The organism is Thalassovita taeanensis (assembly GCF_900110775.1).
Classification (GTDB): Bacteria; Pseudomonadota; Alphaproteobacteria; order Rhodobacterales; family Rhodobacteraceae; genus Litorimicrobium; species Litorimicrobium taeanense.
Genome location: NZ_FOEP01000008.1, coordinates 25133 through 43322, shown reverse-complemented (window position 1 = coordinate 43322; position 18190 = coordinate 25133). Strand labels below are relative to the sequence as shown.

Annotated in this window: 19 protein-coding genes; 1 reads left to right on the top strand and 18 read right to left on the bottom strand. The window is 59.4% G+C overall.

Translation table 11 applies throughout. The features are described from left to right. Positions 1–86: 86 nt before the first annotated feature. The 9 genes from BSF79_RS12015 to BSF79_RS19785 all read right to left on the bottom strand — a co-directional run bounded on the left by BSF79_RS12015 (position 87) and on the right by BSF79_RS19785 (position 7131). Complete coding sequence (locus BSF79_RS12015; RefSeq protein ID WP_008282869.1) at positions 87–545, bottom strand: c-type cytochrome; 459 nt, start codon at positions 543–545, stop codon at positions 87–89. After that, on the bottom strand, positions 542–1846 hold the full coding sequence (locus BSF79_RS12010; protein ID WP_007120883.1) for an ABC transporter transmembrane domain-containing protein: 1305 nt from the start codon (positions 1844–1846) through the stop codon (positions 542–544). The genes BSF79_RS12015 and BSF79_RS12010 overlap by 4 nt, the downstream gene beginning before the upstream one ends. Positions 1847–1854: 8 nt before the next feature. Continuing rightward, on the bottom strand, positions 1855–2388 hold the full coding sequence (locus BSF79_RS12005) for a cupredoxin domain-containing protein (protein WP_008282871.1): 534 nt from the start codon (positions 2386–2388) through the stop codon (positions 1855–1857). Between the two features lie 107 nt (positions 2389–2495). Further along, a complete protein-coding gene (locus BSF79_RS12000) occupies positions 2496–3212 on the bottom strand; it encodes a copper-binding protein (RefSeq protein ID WP_090270114.1) in 717 nt (238 codons plus the stop codon). 46 nt (positions 3213–3258) lie between these two features. Further along, positions 3259–4617 carry a multicopper oxidase family protein gene (locus tag BSF79_RS11995; RefSeq protein ID WP_111550018.1) on the bottom strand — a complete coding sequence of 453 codons (1359 nt, stop codon included), beginning with the start codon at positions 4615–4617 and terminating at the stop codon, positions 3259–3261. Between the two features lie 11 nt (positions 4618–4628). Next, complete coding sequence (locus tag BSF79_RS11990) at positions 4629–6092, bottom strand: TolC family protein (protein ID WP_009820147.1); 1464 nt, start codon at positions 6090–6092, stop codon at positions 4629–4631. Then, positions 6092–6367 carry a hypothetical protein gene (locus BSF79_RS11985; RefSeq protein WP_009820148.1) on the bottom strand — a complete coding sequence of 92 codons (276 nt, stop codon included), beginning with the start codon at positions 6365–6367 and terminating at the stop codon, positions 6092–6094. The genes BSF79_RS11990 and BSF79_RS11985 overlap by 1 nt, the downstream gene beginning before the upstream one ends. A gap of 19 nt (positions 6368–6386) precedes the next feature. Continuing rightward, a complete protein-coding gene (locus BSF79_RS11980) occupies positions 6387–6809 on the bottom strand; it encodes a hypothetical protein (RefSeq protein WP_040652280.1) in 423 nt (140 codons plus the stop codon). A 178-nt stretch (positions 6810–6987) separates the two neighbouring features. Continuing rightward, positions 6988–7131, bottom strand: coding sequence for a hypothetical protein (locus tag BSF79_RS19785; protein ID WP_175545318.1), 144 nt, complete (start codon positions 7129–7131; stop codon positions 6988–6990). Positions 7132–7417: 286 nt separating this feature from the next. On the opposite strand from BSF79_RS19785, the gene BSF79_RS11975 reads away from it, so the two are divergent. Then, positions 7418–8122 carry a hypothetical protein gene (locus tag BSF79_RS11975; protein WP_245776393.1) on the top strand — a complete coding sequence of 235 codons (705 nt, stop codon included), beginning with the start codon at positions 7418–7420 and terminating at the stop codon, positions 8120–8122. Positions 8123–8133: 11 nt separating this feature from the next. Here BSF79_RS11975 and BSF79_RS11970 read toward each other — a convergent pair whose 3' ends face one another. From BSF79_RS11970 to BSF79_RS11930, 9 genes are all read right to left on the bottom strand, one after another. Then, on the bottom strand, positions 8134–9477 hold the full coding sequence (locus tag BSF79_RS11970) for an APC family permease (protein ID WP_009820152.1): 1344 nt from the start codon (positions 9475–9477) through the stop codon (positions 8134–8136). A gap of 108 nt (positions 9478–9585) precedes the next feature. Then, positions 9586–10290: a ferric reductase-like transmembrane domain-containing protein gene (locus tag BSF79_RS11965; RefSeq protein WP_009820153.1), complete on the bottom strand. Its 705-nt coding sequence runs from the start codon at positions 10288–10290 to the stop codon at positions 9586–9588. An 85-nt stretch (positions 10291–10375) separates the two neighbouring features. Then, a complete protein-coding gene (locus tag BSF79_RS11960; RefSeq protein ID WP_009820154.1) occupies positions 10376–11029 on the bottom strand; it encodes a methyltransferase family protein in 654 nt (217 codons plus the stop codon). Then, positions 11029–11298 carry a DUF2933 domain-containing protein gene (locus BSF79_RS11955; RefSeq protein ID WP_009820155.1) on the bottom strand — a complete coding sequence of 90 codons (270 nt, stop codon included), beginning with the start codon at positions 11296–11298 and terminating at the stop codon, positions 11029–11031. Before BSF79_RS11955 ends, BSF79_RS11960 begins: the two co-directional genes overlap by 1 nt. Positions 11299–11313: 15 nt before the next feature. Next, entirely contained in the window at positions 11314–13668 is a 2355-nt protein-coding gene (locus BSF79_RS11950; protein ID WP_175545319.1) for a copper-transporting P-type ATPase, read from the bottom strand. After that, positions 13665–14612, bottom strand: coding sequence for a ribose-phosphate diphosphokinase (locus BSF79_RS11945; RefSeq protein ID WP_009820157.1), 948 nt, complete (start codon positions 14610–14612; stop codon positions 13665–13667). Before BSF79_RS11945 ends, BSF79_RS11950 begins: the two co-directional genes overlap by 4 nt. Further along, positions 14609–16117, bottom strand: a complete 1509-nt coding sequence (locus tag BSF79_RS11940) for a thymidine phosphorylase family protein (protein WP_090270112.1) — start codon at positions 16115–16117, stop codon at positions 14609–14611. Before BSF79_RS11940 ends, BSF79_RS11945 begins: the two co-directional genes overlap by 4 nt. After that, entirely contained in the window at positions 16114–17496 is a 1383-nt protein-coding gene (locus BSF79_RS11935) for an MBL fold metallo-hydrolase RNA specificity domain-containing protein (RefSeq protein ID WP_009820159.1), read from the bottom strand. Before BSF79_RS11935 ends, BSF79_RS11940 begins: the two co-directional genes overlap by 4 nt. Beyond that, complete coding sequence (locus BSF79_RS11930) at positions 17493–17858, bottom strand: DUF5676 family membrane protein (RefSeq protein WP_009820160.1); 366 nt, start codon at positions 17856–17858, stop codon at positions 17493–17495. Before BSF79_RS11930 ends, BSF79_RS11935 begins: the two co-directional genes overlap by 4 nt. Positions 17859–18190: the final 332 nt, after the last annotated feature.

Below are 18190 nucleotides of genomic sequence, written 5' to 3'. Positions count from 1 at the left end.
TCTTCCGCCAGTTGTGGCCATGTCGCGGCGAACCTAGTAGTCGTTGACCGCGAACCAAACTCCACCCTCTTATCTGTCGAAACGGCTTAATTGATCCCATTGGCACGCTGCAATGCTCGAATATACGTCACGATAGCAAGGATCTCTGATCGCGTCACGCCTTCAACCGCTGGCATGTTTCCAAATTTCCAATGATGCGCCCGCACTCCATTTTGCGCCGCGAGGACAAACGCCATGTCGCTGTGATGGCTCGGTTCGTAAATCTTGTGAACAAGCGGTGGAGCAACGCCATCCCGGCCTTGCCCGTTCAGGCCGTGGCACACGGCACAGACCGCATCATAAGCGCCTGCGCCGATTTGCTCCTGCTCTGTAAAACTTGCTGGTAGCGTGACAGTTACAAGCGCGCCTGCGGGAAGCGCGACGCCCTCATCCGTCTGCGTACCCGTTTGAGAGTAATCCGGCTGCATGATGTACCAGCCTGCTGAAGCAACGGCGATCAAAGCAAAGAATATCGCTGCCCATTTCATCCCATCAAACTCCTTCATGATGTTGCTATGGCCCCCTGCCCTACCAAAGAAAGAGCTGGGTATCTCTGCTTGGATCGCTCGAATTGGCCAGCCTCTTGTGGCGCAGTGTTGTCTGGCTGAGCATGCCCCAATGGCTGAATCGATTTGTTTAAAAAGGCCATGATTTCCTGATACCGGATCCGCGTGTCTTCCAGCGTCTGATAGTAATTGAAGAGCTCTTTCAGCGGTGCCGAGAAGTCCTTGTGTGCTGCCAGGACGGCCACCAGCGCGCCGAGTGTAATGCGACCTTCGATGACAAAATATCCACCCAAAGAGTAGAACAGGAAGGGCGTCAGCGCGGTCAGAAAATTGTTGAGGGCCTTGATGAAGAACTTCAGACGGAAAATCTTCCTGCGCACGCGCTCAAGCTCTCTAAAACTTGTACTCACTGGCAGCAGCCCGGCCGGATTGACCTGTCGTTCGCGCAACTGATCGCTGAGCTGCCTGCCAAGTTGTCGGACTTCCCTGATCCTTGTGCGTGAAAGGGCGTTGACCCGGCGTTGTAGCTTGGGCAGCAGCACGAGTTGAATTGGCAGCACCGTCAGTGCGGCGGCACCCAACACAGGGTCCTGAACGAACATGAAAGACAGGATCGTCAGAAGCGTACCGCCTTGCAGGATTGGTAGCGCAAGGACATCTGCAGCAAAGCCACCTATGGGCTCAACTTCCTGTGCGAGAATAGGGATGATTTCGCTCTGGTTTCGAGCGTCTGGATCGCTGCGCCAGTGCCGATAGACCAGCAGGCGGAAGCGCCGCAGAAAACGCTCAGCGACATACCCTTTGAAGACATTAAGGCCATATTTGTTTAGCCCGTTCAGGATGATCGCCAGAAGGTAAAGACCGCAAAGCAGCATGAGGAAAACGACCTGATCGAGGTCTTGTCCCAAAATGGCAATCGGGAAACGGCCTGAATCCAGAGCGTTGTTTACGATCTGTTTTGGCAGTTCTAAAGTCAGATAGAGTATAGGCATTGCGATGAGGCTAACCAATATCATCAATGCCTGCTGACTTCTGGAGTAGCGCAAGACAGTCTTGAAAAGACTTTTTTCAAGCCCTCGTATGGGCTCTGTGTGTAACGCCGGCGTGCTGCGGTACTTCCAAAGCTTCAGAATGCCGCGAATAGCAAGATATGAGCCAACGGTGATCAGCAGCGCGGGGGCCAAGACCAGTATGAGATGAATGAACGGATGCACCCAGTCTGGCGTGGCATCGTTGTAGTCGTACCCAAAGGCGGCAGCTACGTCGTGTACAAGCAGGTGATACCTGTCCAAGAGTGACATTGAAAAGTCTAGCCCTTGGATTTCGGCGCAAGGTGATCGTGCACGATGATGACGCCCCACATGCCCGCTTCCCGGTGGCCGGGGATCAAGCATACGAACTCCAGGTTGGTCATATCGGAGAACTCCCAGATCAACTCGGCATTTTGTCCACTAGGGATCGAAACTGAATTGGCGTTGTCATGTTGCATATCGGGATGTTCGCGCATCCACTGCTGGTGTTCTGCAACCTCGTTAAAGGAGCCGAGAAAAAACTCGTGATCCAGTCCGCCCAGATTGCTGATCAAAAAGCGGATAACTGAACCGCTCTCGATGTGGAGTGCGTCCGGCTCGAAAAGCATGTAGCCGCTTTCTGTCTCCCTGATGGACAATTCAATCGTCGTGTCGATTGAGGAGCCATCACCGGGTTTCCCGATCGGATCATGGCCAGGCACTTCGAATGCACGCGCGTGAGGCTGCTGGCCCTTGCCACTGGAAGCGCCCACTGAAAAAGCCGGAAGGACGAGCGCAAGGGCGATGGTGCAGGTTCTCAGGAAATTCGTCATGCTCGGCTACCTCCGTAGCGCTTGATTTTTTGGGATCTTCTTGCTTGCTCGGGCCAAGCCTCAAAGCGATGGGGCCAAGGCGTTTGCCCTGGCCCCATGGATTTTCATCACTTGATCTGTGTGACAGTGAGTTTGCCCTTGACCCGGTCAGCGACGAATTCGATGTCCTGACCTTCCGACATGTTCGCGATCATCGTCTCGTCCGCGCGAAACACCATGGTCATGGCGGGCATGTCGAGTGTGACCAACGGCCCGTGGATGATTGTAACCTTGCCGGCCTTGGCGTCGATTTTCTTGATGGTGCCGCTCGTGTATTCCACGTCAGCCTGAGCCATCTGGTCACCTACTGCGACCTCACGGTGCATGCCGGATTCGTAGTGGCCGGCGATCAAGCATGCCGCTTCGAATCTGCCAGAATTTGCGAAAGTCCAGACAACCTCGCCCGAAGCGCCCGCATCGAGACGGATACGGTTCGGATCGTCATGTTCCATGTCCATCTTGGCCATTTCGATCTTATGCTCGGCATTACGCTCTACCGTGTCGAGGACAAATTCATGCTCCAGCTCGCCCTTGTTGGTGATGTTGAAGCGGATGGTTTCGCCCTCTTTGATATCCATCGGCTCACTCTCGATCAGCATCTGGCCATCATCGTTTTCGAGCAAAGTGACGTCGATTGTGCGGTCAACCTTGGCGGCGTCACCCGGCATGCCGACCATCATTGCGGCTGGCTTGGTCTCCCCATGTCCGCCGTCGTGTGTACCTGCAGCAAAGGCCGGTGCTGATAGCGCGATCGCGAAGCTTGTCGTCAAAAGAAGATTTCTCATTTTATTGTCCTGTAGGTTGGTTTGGTTGGAGATGACGAAGGGCCGCTCAGCCCTTCGAGGTTGGTTTCGGTGTGAGAATGGTCTTGGGGCTGTTGTTGGAGGCAAAGTCGGGTAATTCGCCAGTCCATTCGTAGGCCATCTCGCCCGGAGGGTTCTCGTACCAGCCGGGATCGGAGTAATCGTCCGCGTCGATACCGTCCCGCACCTTCACGACCGAAAACATGCCGCCCATCTCGATGGGTCCGTACGGGCCCCAACCCGTCATCATCGGGATGGTATTGTCGGGTAGCGGCATTTCCATTTTTGCCATGTCCCCCATGCCGGACATGCCCATCGGCATGTATTCCGGCTGGAATTGACGGATCTTCTGGGTCAGCGGCTTCTTGTTCACCCCGATGAACGTCGGCACGTCATGGCCCATGGCGTTCATCGTATGGTGCGATTTGTGGCAATGGATCGCCCAATCTCCCAGATGATCGGCGACGAATTCGTAGGCGCGCATCGCACCTACGGGAATGTCGATGCTGACCTCCGGCCACTGTGCTTCAGGCGGCACCCAGCCGCCATCCGTGCAGGTGACCTTGAAGTCATAGCCGTGCATATGGATCGGGTGGTTCGTCATCGTAAGGTTCCCAACCCGTACTCGCACCCGGTCGCCCTTGTTCACGACCAGCGGATCGATGTCGGGGAAGATCCGGCTGTTCCAGGTCCAAAGGTTGAAATCCGTCATCGTCATGATGCGGGGTACATAGGTACCCGGATCGATGTCGAAAGCATTCAGCATGATCAGGAAATCACGATCCACCGGCATGAATGTGGGATCCTTGGGGTGGACAACGAACATGCCCATCATCCCCATCGCCATCTGGGTCATTTCATCGCCGTGGGGGTGGTACATGAACGTTCCGGACTTCACCAAGTCGAATTCGTAGACGAAGGTTTTGCCCGGCGGGATGCTTGGATGGCTCAATCCGGAGACCCCATCCATGCCTGAAGGAAGAATGAGCCCGTGCCAGTGCACCGTTGTGCCTTCCGGCAGCTTATTGGTGACGTAGATGCGCACCCGGTCGCCTTCGACTGCTTCGATCGTCGGGCCGGTGGATTGGCCGTTGTAGCCCCACAAATGCGCGATCATGCCGTCGGCAAGCTCGCGTTCTACCGGTTCGGCCACGAGGTGAAATTCTTTCACCCCGTTGTTCATCCGGTGCGGCAGGGTCCACCCGTTCAATGTGACCACAGGTGTGTAGTCCGGCCCGGAATTGGGACGCGCCGTGATCGCCGTTGCTGCGCTATCCATTTGGGCAGCTTCGGGCAGGCCCATGTTCAGGGTTTGACCCCAGGCTTTCGAAGATACCAGCGTTGCACCTGCCGCACCGGCTCCGAGTAATTGACGTCTATTTAGCATGTCAGTTCCTTTCAGTGTCCTGCGCCGCCACCGGCGGCAAGTGTCGCGCCTTCTCCACCAGCACCGCCACCGCCTTCGCCGCCGCCATAGATCGCAGCGGTCAGATCAGCCTGTGCCATGTAGAATTCGCGTTTTGCGTTTGCCGCTTCAAGTGATGCGCCCAGTTTCTCGCGCACGTCTGTCAGCAGCTCGAAAGTGTTGGTGATCATGCCGTTATAAGACAGCAGCCCCTCTTCTTCGACGGTCGTGCGTAGCGGCACCAGAACGTCGCGATAGTGGCGGGCGATCTTATACGCGGCGTGATAGGAGGCTTCAGCACCACGCGCTTCGGACCGCACGTTGACGGCTCTTTCTGCCAGCACGTTAGCTGCTTGCAGGTACGACAATTCCGCCTTGCGCATCCGTGCCTTCCCGGTGTCGTAAATCGGGATTGCGAACTCCACCTCCACCTGAGGGGTGGTCACGGTCTCCGTTTCTCCGTCCTCAATTTCCCGCTCCGCTTCGAACCCGGCAATGAATTCGAGATCGCTGATAATGCGAGTCTGATCAGTCAGACCAAACGCCTTGGCCTGTGCTTCCAGGCCAAGTTTGGCAACGCGCAGATCAACCCGATTTCGCAATGCTTTCGCTTCGATGTCAGTCACACGGCCGACGGAACGCGGCAGCGCAGGAAGGGCATCGGGCACATAATAGTCGACTTCGGTGCCCCACAGCCCCATGAGCCTGGTCAGCTGCTCTTTGGACCGGGTAGCATTCAAGCGTGCCTGGGCAAGTTGTCCGGCGAGTTCGGCATTGAATGCCTGTTCACGGGCCTGCCCGGCTGTGTTGAGCGCGCCGGTCTCACCCAGCCTCATAGCCAATTCCGATCCGGCGTCAGACGTCGCTTTCGCACGGCGGAGATAACTCACAGCCTCGAAGGCGGCTACGGCATCGACCCATGCCTTCCGCGTCTGATTGGCCAGTGCGAGTGTGTCGTTCACGGCGCTCAGTTGAGCCTGCCGGAAGTTTGCGTCTGCAATGGCCGTACGCTGCTTGCGAGTGGTGGCATCGAGCACGTTCGACCGGATCAGTCCCTCGATCGCCCTGTAGGCACCCAGTTCGGGCGCACCGATGCCCAGTATACCAATCGACACGATCGGGTTTTCCGGCGTCGATTGCTGCCAGGCCTCTGCGGCCGATAGGCCAACGTTCGCATAGGACGCCTGCAACCCTTTGTTGTTCAGAAGCGCGACCTGAACGGCGGTGTCCGCCGAAATGGTCTTGCGGTGCACCATTGCGTGCACCTGCTTCTTCAAGGCCTCGTTTTCGGCCTGGGTTTCGGCGAAGGCTGTCCGTTTGCCGATGGCTGGTGTGACCTGGCTGGAAATGTTGGCGAAGCCAGCTTTTGGTTCCGTGTAGATGCCCGGTACAGCTGCAGCACAGGCACCCAAGATTAGCGGAAAGCCGAAAACCAGCGGAAACTTCGATACTCGCATCAGTTGCCCTCCGTCTGTTCTTGATTGACGGAACGCCAGTCGCGGGGACCTGTAGGGCCGCGATAGGTGTAGCCCGCCAAGGGGTCCTGATAGCTGATCGGCGATGAAACTGCCGTGTTGACGACGGCCTGTTGGGTCGCGACGGACGGCAACGGGGTGGGCTCATAGGCGCATGCGCCAAGCCCGAGGGCCGAAGCCCCCATAAGTAGATGAATTTTCATGAAAGTAACCTGATTGGTGAACGTTGTCTCACGCAGAATCTGCGCAAGGCTCACACCCGATTTGGGCGCCGGTTCAGATCAGGAATCGAGGGGGCCGAAGAAACCCTGCTGTTTCTACCGAATACGTTTGACCGTCCAGAATGACATATTCACTTGTACCAACCGGCTCTGCTCTGATCTTGGTGTCTTCGATGAAGACGACAGAAATACAGATGCCGTTGCAACACTCTTGGGTTTGTTGCTCTTTGCCATCCTTGTCTGACGCTGCCATGCCGATGTCGCTTGCGACCTTAAGCGTCTCATGCGCGTGATGCGCACCGCTTCCAGTGTGATGGGCCTCTGCAGCACCAACGACACCAACAGACTTGGCTTGATGTCCGTCATGCATGCCGGACGCCGCGTGAGCGGCAGAAGGTGGTGACAATACCAATGCCAGCGCAAACGCAATGCACGTAAACGCCCTTGACCAGCTTGATATGAAAACTCGAAAGCTCATGCCGCGAACATCGGATACCTGTGCAGTATAGTCAATCCGTCCTGCGCAGGAAGGTTTGTCGCTTTTTTTGAAACAGGCGAGATACGGCCACTGCAGTCAGAAAATGTTGCATATCAGAAACATATGAACAGCCAATACCTCGCTCCCGCTCAGCGCAGCGTTGCTGACGCGTCTTGTGCTACCGAACTTCAGCCAGTTTCTCGGAGACATAGCCCGCGTCGCTGATCGCTACGGCCAATGCAGTTTCATCCAGAGTGCTGTCGACGCCGACGATAGGTGCAGTCAGATCGCACGAAACTTTTGCATCTGGGTCGGCAGCCATGATGGGCTTTTGCATGGAAGCGGCACGATGGCCGCGATCTCCGCGCAGATTGCAATAGACCCTGAAAGGAGTCCGCCCACTCGGATAGGAATATTCCGTTCTGAAAATTACCGCCAGCGTAAGACATGCAGAAAAGCTACTTTCCAATGCTATCAACATTTCCGCAACTAGGTCCGGCAGTAACCTACCATTTGTTATGTCGCTCGGCCTGCAGTTGAGACATGGACGCGGTTCAGGAGATTTCGAAACTTAAATTTCATTCGTCCCAAAGACCTGGAGCGAATGCTTGGTTCCCAAACGCAGGTTCAACATCCTCGATCTCAAGCCGTATATGTGCCAACGTTCTAACATGCAGAGGTTTTTCTCCGTCGACATGCCCGGTGTTCAGTTTGTGAGCATTGTCTTGGCATTCAGCCTCGAAGCGTTACTGCCGGTCCTCTGCCTTTATATCTTGCTTTCGCCGGGCTTTGCAGCGGCTCTTGCCGCCGGCGGGCCATCGCTGGCCCGCTTTCTGAGGCAAGTTACGACCAACGGTCTGCCCGTAGTTTTTGCCATAAACTATGTCAGTTTTTTTCTTTTCGCGGTGATACAGAAACCAAAGGTCGCCCGCCGAGATACGGCGTTTTTCGTGCTGGTGGATATCTTGCTCAGAGCCATTCTCTTTCCAAGCCTCCACGCACTGATCTACGTTTTGTCTGCCGACTGGTTCGAGTCATTCGGGGGCAGTCGTGCAACCGCGTTGTCGGTCGTTGCCCCAACCCTTGCGCGTTCGGCGTTTTTTGAGAACATCTCCGGAGTTTATCTTTATGCGACAATGATCAGCGCGCTGCCGCTATATGTTTCAGCTTTCGGGCAGTCGGAATTTCTTGGACCGACCGTTCGTCGCTTGCCAATAAAAGCGGGCTTGATGCTGCTCGCCTTGTTTGCGTTTGCCCTGTCGGTCGGATTGATCGCAATCGGTGCACAAGGCATCGCATTCCTTCAGGGCTAGATGATGGCTGGCTATTCACCGTGGGAATGCGCGGCCTGAGGTGCCAACCATCGCGACAAGTAAACGCGCTCGAAAGCGAAGACAGCGATCATTCCGACAGCCGCATACAGAACGATCATTGGATCACTTTGAAGCTTCATTACGGTGAAAGCTGCCAATACAATTGCATCGAGAGAGAGCGCAGACAAAAGCACGATACTGGAGGCGCCAACTTCGGTTCGACGATAGCGGAACACGCCCCAATGTATGATCATGTCCATGACGAGGTAAAAGAAGGCACCAAGGGATGCGATCCGTCCCAAATCAAAGAGCACGGCCAGCGTCGAGGCGATAACGACTGTATAGACCAGCATATGCCGCTGGACAGCCCCGGACATGCCAAAATGGCTGTGCGGGATCATTTTCATCTCCGTCAGCATGGTCAGCATCCGCGACACTGCGAAAACGCTGGCCAGCACGCCGGATGCCGTGGCCACGGCCGCCAACACGACCGTCAAGTAAAAGCCGACCTGCCCGAGTGCGGGCTCAGCCGCCTGGGCCAGCGAATAGTCGCGCGCGGCGATGATTTCGTCGATTGTCAGGCTCGCGCCCACGCCAAAGGCCACAAGCAGGTAGACCACCACGCAGATCGCGATGGACAGCATGATAGTGCGGCCCACATTGCGGTGGGGATCGGTGATTTCGCCGCCGCTGTTGGTGATCGTGGTAAAGCCCTTGAAGGCAAGGATCGCCAGCGCAACGGACGCGATGAAGCCTGTCACTCCAAAGGTCTCGGCCGTTTCTGACGCGGCTGCGAACTGAAACCCGCTTGACCAGAGTGCTGCGATACCGAACAGCGCGATGCCTCCGATCTTGATCGCCGCCATGATTAGAGAGAATAGCCCGACGGAGCGGTTTCCTGCGATGTTGACCAAGAATGCGAACACGATCACGGCAACCGCCAGAACGGGCACAAGTGGCCCGCCCGTGATATCGAGAGGCCGCAAGACATAAGTGGCGAATGTCCGTGCGACGAGGCTTTCCGCGATCACCATGCTGAGCGCCATCAAAAGCGCCGCTCCCGCCGCGACCGCCCCCGATCCATAGCATTTCTGAAGGATCATCGCGATGCCCCCTGCCGAGGGCCAGGCGTTCGACATCTTGATGTAGCTGTAAGCGCTGAAGCTGGTCACGATGGCACCAGCGATGAACGCGAGTGGAAATAGTGGTCCAGCCAGCTGGGCGATTTGTCCGGTCAGGGCAAAGATGCCCGCACCGATCATCACGCCCGTGCCCATGGCAACAGCTCCGCCAAGGCTGATCGAGCCTTCACGGTAGCCGTCGTTCCCATCGTGGTTTTTATTGTGTTTCTGCATTTCGATCTGCCTTGCTTGCTTTTTAGGTCGTTACGCCTCTGCGCATGCCCACCCGATAGGTTTCAGGCCGCCAGAAGTCCCGACCCTGGGCGTCTGATGAAATCGCGACTACTCCCGTTGCGAGGGTGCGCCGTAGATCCGCCGGGAAGTTTGCGAACGCCATGTGACTACAACGGCGGCCCCTTGCAGAGCGATAACTGACGCCACAAGGGCAACGAACGGCCATCGCGCCCAGTTCGGCTCAGGCATTTGGCGGTGAAAATCAAGAAAATGAAAGAACAAGAAATAGGCCGTGTGCAGCACTGCCAGCCACCACAGAACATAAGCGCCCTGCTGGATGTATTTCCACACGGACGTGCCAAGTACCCTTTGGCTGAAATTATTCGACGTACCGGCAAGCACAAAGCCGTAGAGCAGTGCCGCGATCCCAACCACATTGGCCAGCGCAAACCCGTGCTGAAGCATCACGTAGCGTTGCAGCTGGGGGTGATACTCAAAACCGAACAGCCGTGCAAAATCAAGCTCGACCCAGCCGATCAGTATGATGATGGTATGCACCGTCGCCGCCAGAACCGCATAAATACCGAGCTCGCGTCGGTACGGCATGAGCTTCCGTAAAAAGGGCGCAGACGACAAGCGTGCGAGCGGCCCAATCGCCATTGCAGCAACGATGAGCAGCAGTGAAAGATCCCCCAGCGCTCGGTTGTAGCGGTGCATCTCCGACCACTCGGCACGCGAAGCAAGCAGCAGGTATCCCGTCAGCACGGACGTTCCTATGATTAGTACGTGCCGCAGAAGGGCGGGTTTTTTCATCATGGTTTCAGATACCGTATGTTTGCAGTCTTCCAAAGATGTTTTAGGCAGGCAAATAACACATCAGATCGGCTTTCGCTTCCAATCAGCGTTCAACATTCTGCAGAGTGTTAACGTTTGGTATGAAAGCGGGAACCCGGCTGGCATACCTGTCCCAGCCAGCGCCGAACCGTTCTCGGCTGTCCTTCTCCTCGCCGCGGGCCAGCCGTGCGTACATCCAGACCAGTACCGGAAACATGGCCAGCGTCAGGAGGGTCGGCCATTGCACGAGAAAGCCCAGCATGATCAGCACGAACCCCACATACTGGGGATGACGAATGCGGGCATAGGGGCCTGTCGTCGCAAGCAACCCCTGACGCTGCGCATTCCACAGATGGTGCCATGCCACGGATATGAGCCAGAAGCCGCCGCCGATAAAGACGAAGCTCAGGAGGTGGAACGGCCCGAAATGCGGGTTCGATTGCCAGCCGAACATCATTTCGGGGAGATGTCCGCTGTCGTGGGCAAACCAGTCTACCTCCGGCCAGGTCGATTGCAGCCAGCCGGAAAGAAAGAAGATGGTCAACGGGAACCCGTACATCTCGGTGAAGAGAGCTACGACAAAAGCGCTGAACGCTCCAAAACTGCGCCAGTCGCGTTTTGTCTGCGGCTTGAAGAAACTGAAGGCGAAAATGATGAATACCGCCGAATTGATAAATACCAGCAGCCAAAGTCCATAGGAAGCACCTGCATCGGTCATTACTGGTCGTCTCCCTTGCCGTGCCCGCCGTGGCCTCCATGACCGCCATGCATGAAGAAGTGCATGCCGACGCAGAGCAGCAAGGGCAGCCAGATCAGCAATCCGCTGCTCAGGATGTGCACCCGGTGCTCGTAACCCAGAAGAAGGCCGCCAACTGCCAGCGCAACGATCAGATAGATGCCGGCGCGTGATCGCCAGAATGAGGGCGGGCGGTGGGCATGCTCCGATTGACTTTGATTAACATGTGATGGATCAGGTTGATGGGTCACGTTGTGGCTTCCTTTCTAGATCTTTGCGCCGCGAAGGCGCAGCGAATTGAGCACCACCGATATCGACGAGGCGCTCATGGCGAAGGCGGCAAACATCGGGCTGATGAGGATGCCGAAGAACGGAAACAGCACCCCCGCCGCGACAGGCACGCCAGAGGCGTTGTAGATCAGTGCGAAGAACAGGTTCTGCCGGATATTACGCATGGTGGCCCGTGCGAGCCGCCGTGCGCGCACGATACCGTCGAGGTTGCCCTTGACCAGCGTGATGCCCGCGCTTTCGATGGCCACATCGGCCCCGGTGCCCATGGCGATTCCGACATCGGCCTGGGCCAGGGCCGGCGCGTCGTTGACGCCATCGCCGGCCATCGCCACCTTGCGGCCCTGCTGCTGCAATTCCTTGATGATCCGCGCCTTGTCCTCGGGCAGCACGTCGGCCCGGATCTCGTCAATGCCGAGACGTGCGCCGATCGCCTTGGCCGTGCGCTCGTTGTCACCGGTGGCCATGATGACGCGGAATCCCAGTGCATGCAGGTCCTTGATGGCGGCGGGCGTGGTCTCCTTCACCGGATCGGCGACAGCGACGAGACCCGCGATCTCGCCATCCAGCACCACGAACATCACCGTCTCGCCCTCGTCGCGACGGGCATTTGCCTTGGCGGTCAGGTCGCCGGCCTCAAGGCCAAGGTCCCGGATCATCGCCAGGTTGCCTAATGCGACCGCCTTGCCGCCCACGACGCCCTTCACGCCCTTTCCTGTGACCGCCTCGAAGTCGTCCGCGTCCGCCATATTCACATCGCGCTCTTCGGCGCCGCGCACGATGGCCTCGGCGAGGGGGTGTTCCGACCCGCGCTCCAGCGATGCGGCGAGACGCAGGACCTCGGCCTCGTCGTGACCGGGTTGCGGCAGGACGGCGACAAGCTGCGGCTTGCCCATCGTCAACGTGCCGGTCTTGTCGACGATCAAGGTATCGACCTTCTCGAACCGCTCCAGCGCCTCGGCGTTCTTGATCAGCACCCCGGCCTGGGCCCCCCGCCCCGTTGCCGTCATGATCGACATCGGTGTCGCCAGGCCAAGCGCACAGGGACAGGCGATGATCAACACGGCGACAGCCGAGATCAATGCGTAGGACAGCGCCGGGGATGGCCCCCAGACCGCCCACGCGATGAAGGACAGGACCGCGATACCGATCACGGCCGGAACGAAATATCCCGCCACCTTGTCGGCATACTTCTGGATCGGTGCGCGCGAGCGTTGCGCGTTCGACACCATCTCGACGATCTGCGCGAGCATCGTGTCGGACCCGACACGCGTCGCCTCCATCACCAGAGAACCGGTGCCATTGATCGTCGCGCCGGTCAGCGGGTCGCCCTCGGTCTTCTCCACCGGCACAGGTTCACCTGAGATCATGCTTTCATCGACCGAGGACCGGCCGTCCAGCACAACGCCATCGACCGGCACCTTGTCACCGGGACGCACGCGCAGCCGGTCCCCGACCTGTACGTCCTCCAGCGGAATCTCCTCTTCGGACCCGTCGTCTCGGATGACCCTCGCGGTCTTGGCCGCCATGTCGAGAAGCGCGCGGATCGCCTTGCCGGTGCCTTCACGGGCGCGCAATTCCATCACCTGGCCAAGCAGCACGAGCGTCACGATCACCGCCGCCGCCTCGAAATAGACGCCGACATGACCTTCGGCGTCGCGAAATCCGTCCGGGAATATGCCGGGTGCCAGAACGGCGACGACGCTGAAGAGCCAGGCCGCGATTACCCCCATACCGATGAGGGAGAACATGTTGAGATTCATCGTCCGGAACGAATTCCAGCCCCGAACCAGAAACGGCCAGCCGCACCAAAGAACCACCGGGGTCCCGAAAACCAACTCGATCCAGAGGGTTGCGCGCTCGCCGAAAATCTCGCGCACTCCCGGAAAGCCGAGATAGGGACCCATGGTGAGGATCAGAAGCGGAATGGTCAGTACCGTGCCAACCCAGAAACGCCGGGTGAAATCCACCAGTTCGGGGTTCGGGCCGTCGTCCATCGGGACCCCGGACTCAAGCTCCAACCCCATTCCGCAGATCGGGCAGGAGCCGTGCTCGACCTGGCGAACCTGCGGGTGCATCGGACAGGTGTAGACAGCGCCGTCATAGCCCTCCGGGACGGTATCATATCTGCCGTCCGCCGGGGCGGCACCAGCGTGATGGTCATGACCGTGGTGATCATGCCCGGCATGGTTGTCGAGCTCCGCCTCGGGCACAAGATGCATCCCGCATTTCGGGCAATCGCCCGGACCGTTCTGCCGTACCTCAGGGTGCATCGGGCAGACGTAAATGTTGGATTCGGTTTCATGTGCAGCATGGCTTACTTGGTCGTTCATTCGGTTGTCCTCTCGGCGGGATTCGGGTCCAGCCTAATTGTTCCAGCAACTGGAAGGTCAAGGGCTGTCACGACCGAAAGGATCGGTTCGGCCAATAGACCGGCAATTCCGATCGCATTCGTTGGATGGGGTATGGTGTCGGTGGTGATGATTCTTGCCGCACCAGCCGACAGAATGGCGTCCTGAGCGCCGTGCGCAAAGACCGCATGGATAGCCAGGCAGACAGGCGCGGCGGTTCCAGCCGCAAGCAATCTTTCGACGGCGCGTGCCATCGTGACGCCGGAAGATGCGATGTCGTCGAGGATCACTGGCGTGCCTTCGCGCAGCGCCGCGCTTTCCGGCACACTGACATCGACACTGCGGTCACCGGATCTCACCTTGCGCAAGACCTCATAGGGCCGTCCGGCCAGCCGGGCCACCTCGGCGACCCATTGCTGGCTTTCGCTGTCAGGGCCCAGAAGAACGGCGTCTGGCAGGTTCGTGCTGATCCAGGTCGCAAGCAGCGGGGCGGATACGGCGCGAATGGCAGGCATCGGGAAGACATCCTGCAGCCGGGCGATGCGGTGCAGATGCGGATCGACACTCACCAGCCAATCGAAGCTTTCCCCCAGGAATTGCGCAAAGAGCGGCGCGCTGACCGCCTGCCCGCGCTCGAAGCGGCGGTCCTGCCGCATGTAGCCAAGATAAGGCGCGATCAATCCGACGCGACGCGCGCCCATCTCGCGCGCCGTCGCCGCGGCGAAGCGCAAGGGCAGGGCTAGGCGGTCGGGATCGCGCAAAGTCGCCAGAAATGCCACATCGGCCCCGTCCAGATCGCCGGGCAGCGAGATCAGGCTTTCGCCATCGGGGAAGTGGTGCCAGTCGAGAGTGAGCAGGTCCGCCCCAAGCGCGGGTGCCAGGTCTTCGGCAAGCGGCCTCATCTCGGGAAACGCGACAAGGATCATGACACTGCCTCGGACAGCGTGAGCACGCCGGTCTGGGACTCGGCATAGGCCAGGGCATAGGCCAGTTCGCCTGGTGTCTCGGCATGAAGCTCATAAAGCGGCTGGCCCTTGTCCACCCAATCCCCGATCCGCACCAGAAGGCGGATGCCTGCGCTCTTCTGACGCGGGGCACCGGCCAGTTTGGCGATGCGGGCAATCCGGCGGTTGTCCACGGCCGTCAGTTCGCCCGCATGCCGGGCAAGTATCTCGATGCGTTGCGCGGCGGTGCCGGGTTCGTGGAAACCGCCCTGTGCCGCGCAAATTGCCATGAACTTTGCCTCCGCTGCACCACTATCGAGAAGCGCCTGCGCGCGGTCCCGCCCCCGCCCAGCAACGGCGTGCGGTGCGAGGTCCAGAAGATGCCCGGCCAGATCCAGCGCCCGCGCACGCAGGTCGCCAGGTACATCCGGCGCGCGCCGCAAAACCGCGAGCACGTCGTGCGCCTCCAGCGCCGGGCCCATGCCACGTCCCACCGGGGCCACGCCATCGCTGATATGTAGCGCCAGGTTCAGACCCAACGCCTTGCCCACCGAAGACAGCCGTATCCCGAGAGCGTCCGCCGCTCCGGCAGACCGCACCTTGGCCGTTGGTCCGACCGGCATGTCGATCAGAACATGGGTGGCACCGGCGGCCGCCTTTTTCGACAGTACGCTCGCTACGAGTTGACCGGTGGAGTCGAAATCGAGGGGGCGTTCGACACGGATAAAATGATCGTCGGCAGGACTGAGGGCGAGCCCGCCACCCCAGACGAGGCAACCGCCCTCGGCTTCGACCACCCGGCGCAGCGCGGCGGCGTCAAGCGCGACGGGCGCCATTACCTCCATGGTGTCGGCGGTTCCGGCAGGCGATGTGATCGCACGGCTCGACGTCTTGGGGATCAGATGCCCCGCCGCCGCGACGATGGCGACGACGATGGGTGTCGTGCGGTTGCCCGGCAATCCGCCGACGCAATGCTTATCGAGGACAGTGTGCTGCCCCCAGTCGAGCGTCTGCCCTGCTTCCTTCATGGCGCGGGTCAGCGCCACGGTTTCGGCCTCGTTCAGCCTGTCGCCGGCGCAGGCGGTCACGAAGGCGGCAAGGTCGAGGTCCGATAACCGGCTGTCGAGCGTGTCGTGCACGATCGTCGCGAACCCGGCCCGGTCCAGCCTCTCGCCATAGGCTTTCGCCCGGATCATAGACGCCGAAGCGGGCGGTTCAGGGTGCGAGAAAGCGGCTTCGTCTCCAATCTCAGCGCCAAGCGCGGCCCACGCGGAAACGGACAATGCCGCCTGGTCCACGGCAAGCCATGCTCCGCGGCCGACGACATTCAGGGTCGCGATGATCCAGCGGTCCTTCAGGTCGATCCGTATGCGTGTCTGGGCAGCAAACCCCTCGGAACGGCAAACGTGACAGTCTTCATGCATGTAGACGACCGGCTGCCGGTAGGTGTCGATGCGGGAAGAGACCAGGGCAAGCGTTTCGGTCATCGCGGCCTGTCCAGGTAGACGGATTCGAGATGTTCGGGCACGCGCGCGGATCGCCCTAGCTCGTGTTCGACGCGGAATCGCAGGGTATCGGCGGCGACAGGTTCCCCATGGGTGAGATAGGTCATCTCGGGGGCGGGACCGGCGGACATCCAGCGCAGGATCTCATCGGCATCGGCATGTCCGGAAAAGGACTGGAGCTGAACCACTTCGGCCTCGATCGGGAACTCCCGTCCGAACATGCGCAATGTCCGCGCGCCTCCGGCCAGCGCCGCGCCGCGCGTGCCACCGGCCTGGAAACCGGAGAGCAAGATCGCGTTCCGCCGATCGCCGCCGAAGCTGGCCAGATGGTGCAGGATACGCCCGCCGGTCAGCATTCCGCTGGCGGAGACGATGATCATCGGGCCCTGGCGCGTGTTCAGCTCCTTGGATTGCTCGACCGTGTTTACCCTCTTGGCGATCTCGAACATCGCAATGCAGTCTTCGCGGCTGACGTGGTGCTCGGCGTGATGACGGTGATAGATCTCGGTCGCATTCACCGCCATCGGGCTGTTGAGGAACACCGGGACATAGGGAATATCGCAGCGCTCCATCAATCGCGCAATGTGCAGCATCAGCCCCTGCGCCCGTCCGACGGCAAAGGACGGGATCAGCACCGTGCCGCCGCGGGCAAAGGTGCGTTTGAGGATCGGAGCCAGTTCGGCTTCTGGGTCCACGTCGGAATGGGACCGGTTGCCATAGGTGGACTCGCAGACCAGAACATCTGCTCCGCCGAATGGCTGGGGCGGTCGCATCAGCGGATCGGGATCATGGCCCAGATCGCCGCTGAAATGGACAACCCTGCCGCCGACCTCAAGCCGGATCTGCGCCGCCCCGAGCAGATGCCCCGCCGGAATGAAACGGGCCGCGATGCCGTCGCCTAAATCTATTCGCCGGTCGAACGGTTGAAGATCAAAGCGGTCCAGCGCGGCCTTTGCATCCTTGAGCGTATAGAGCGGTTTTGGCTTCTTGTGTTTGGAATATCCCTTCCGCGCGGCAAAGCGCGCCTCTTCTTCCTGGATATGGCCGCTGTCGGGCAGAATAAGCCCGCACAGATCTGCCGTTGCCTCTGTGCAAAGAACCCGCCCGCGAAACCCCGCCCGGATTAGTGCCGGCAGATATCCCGAATGGTCCAGATGGGCATGGGTGAGCAGCACAGTGTCGATGGTGTTGACGCGCACAGGGAACGGTTTGCGATTGCGCGCACGCAACTGCTTGAAGCCCTGGAACAGGCCGCAATCGATCAGGATGCGCCGCCCCAGGGCTTCGATCAGATAGCGCGATCCTGTCACCGTCCCGGCGGCGCCGAGAAAGCGCAGTTTCGGACGTTCGGTCGGAATCATGTTGCTGCTCCTCTTGCCGCGATGGCGTTGTAAAGGCCGCCGAAGATCAGCGCGGCGTACCAACCGTAGAGGAAGCTCTCGACCAGCCCGATGATGAAGCCCACCGGGGTCAGCCAGACGAAACCGGGCAGCAGACCGGACCAGGTTTCATACATTGCATAGGCGGGAAAGATCAGATCGAATGCGATGCACACAAGGTAGGTCAGCGCCAGGAACAGGCTCAGCGCCCAACCAAGCGGCACAACCGGCAGACGCACACGCCCTGCCCCGGCAGGCCCGCCCATGACGCAGGCCCCGCACGTCATGCGCAGGGCCAGGAAAAGGATCACCGCGACTGCGGTGAAATAGAAAATGGGCATCATGGCTTTCTCCCTTCTTGTCGTGGATTCGGACGGAGCGCGAACACATCCGCTGGACGGCGCCGGTTCAGGATGGGCGCACCAAGCGCCAGACGCCCATCCTGCGGTGGCTTTGCCTCGGCCCTAGCCGCAGCAGCAGCCGGATTTGGCCGGTTTTGCCTTTGCGGGTTCCGCGACCTGCGGTTCGACATTTGCTTTCGGCTGCGCATCGGTCTTGCCACCGCAACATCCGCCCTGTTTTTGCTGTGCTGTGTCTTGCGTCTGAGAAGTTGATCGGTCGTCCATCTGGACCTCCTTTTGTTTGGTTTCGTTCTATAGACGCGCCCCGACCGGAA

Coding starts and splice junctions, on each gene's coding strand:
- BSF79_RS12015 (WP_008282869.1), bottom strand. CDS start 545: ATGAAGGAGTTTGATGGGATGAAATGGGCAGCGATATTCTTTGCTTTG.
- BSF79_RS12010 (WP_007120883.1), bottom strand. CDS start 1,846: ATGTCACTCTTGGACAGGTATCACCTGCTTGTACACGACGTAGCTGCC.
- BSF79_RS12005 (WP_008282871.1), bottom strand. CDS start 2,388: ATGACGAATTTCCTGAGAACCTGCACCATCGCCCTTGCGCTCGTCCTT.
- BSF79_RS12000 (WP_090270114.1), bottom strand. CDS start 3,212: ATGAGAAATCTTCTTTTGACGACAAGCTTCGCGATCGCGCTATCAGCA.
- BSF79_RS11995 (WP_111550018.1), bottom strand. CDS start 4,617: ATGCTAAATAGACGTCAATTACTCGGAGCCGGTGCGGCAGGTGCAACG.
- BSF79_RS11990 (WP_009820147.1), bottom strand. CDS start 6,092: ATGCGAGTATCGAAGTTTCCGCTGGTTTTCGGCTTTCCGCTAATCTTG.
- BSF79_RS11980 (WP_040652280.1), bottom strand. CDS start 6,809: ATGAGCTTTCGAGTTTTCATATCAAGCTGGTCAAGGGCGTTTACGTGC.
- BSF79_RS19785 (WP_175545318.1), bottom strand. CDS start 7,131: ATGGCTGCCGACCCAGATGCAAAAGTTTCGTGCGATCTGACTGCACCT.
- BSF79_RS11970 (WP_009820152.1), bottom strand. CDS start 9,477: ATGCAGAAACACAATAAAAACCACGATGGGAACGACGGCTACCGTGAA.
- BSF79_RS11965 (WP_009820153.1), bottom strand. CDS start 10,290: ATGAAAAAACCCGCCCTTCTGCGGCACGTACTAATCATAGGAACGTCC.
- BSF79_RS11960 (WP_009820154.1), bottom strand. CDS start 11,029: ATGACCGATGCAGGTGCTTCCTATGGACTTTGGCTGCTGGTATTTATC.
- BSF79_RS11950 (WP_175545319.1), bottom strand. CDS start 13,668: ATGAACGACCAAGTAAGCCATGCTGCACATGAAACCGAATCCAACATT.
- BSF79_RS11945 (WP_009820157.1), bottom strand. CDS start 14,612: ATGATCCTTGTCGCGTTTCCCGAGATGAGGCCGCTTGCCGAAGACCTG.
- BSF79_RS11940 (WP_090270112.1), bottom strand. CDS start 16,117: ATGACCGAAACGCTTGCCCTGGTCTCTTCCCGCATCGACACCTACCGG.
- BSF79_RS11935 (WP_009820159.1), bottom strand. CDS start 17,496: ATGATTCCGACCGAACGTCCGAAACTGCGCTTTCTCGGCGCCGCCGGG.
- BSF79_RS11930 (WP_009820160.1), bottom strand. CDS start 17,858: ATGATGCCCATTTTCTATTTCACCGCAGTCGCGGTGATCCTTTTCCTG.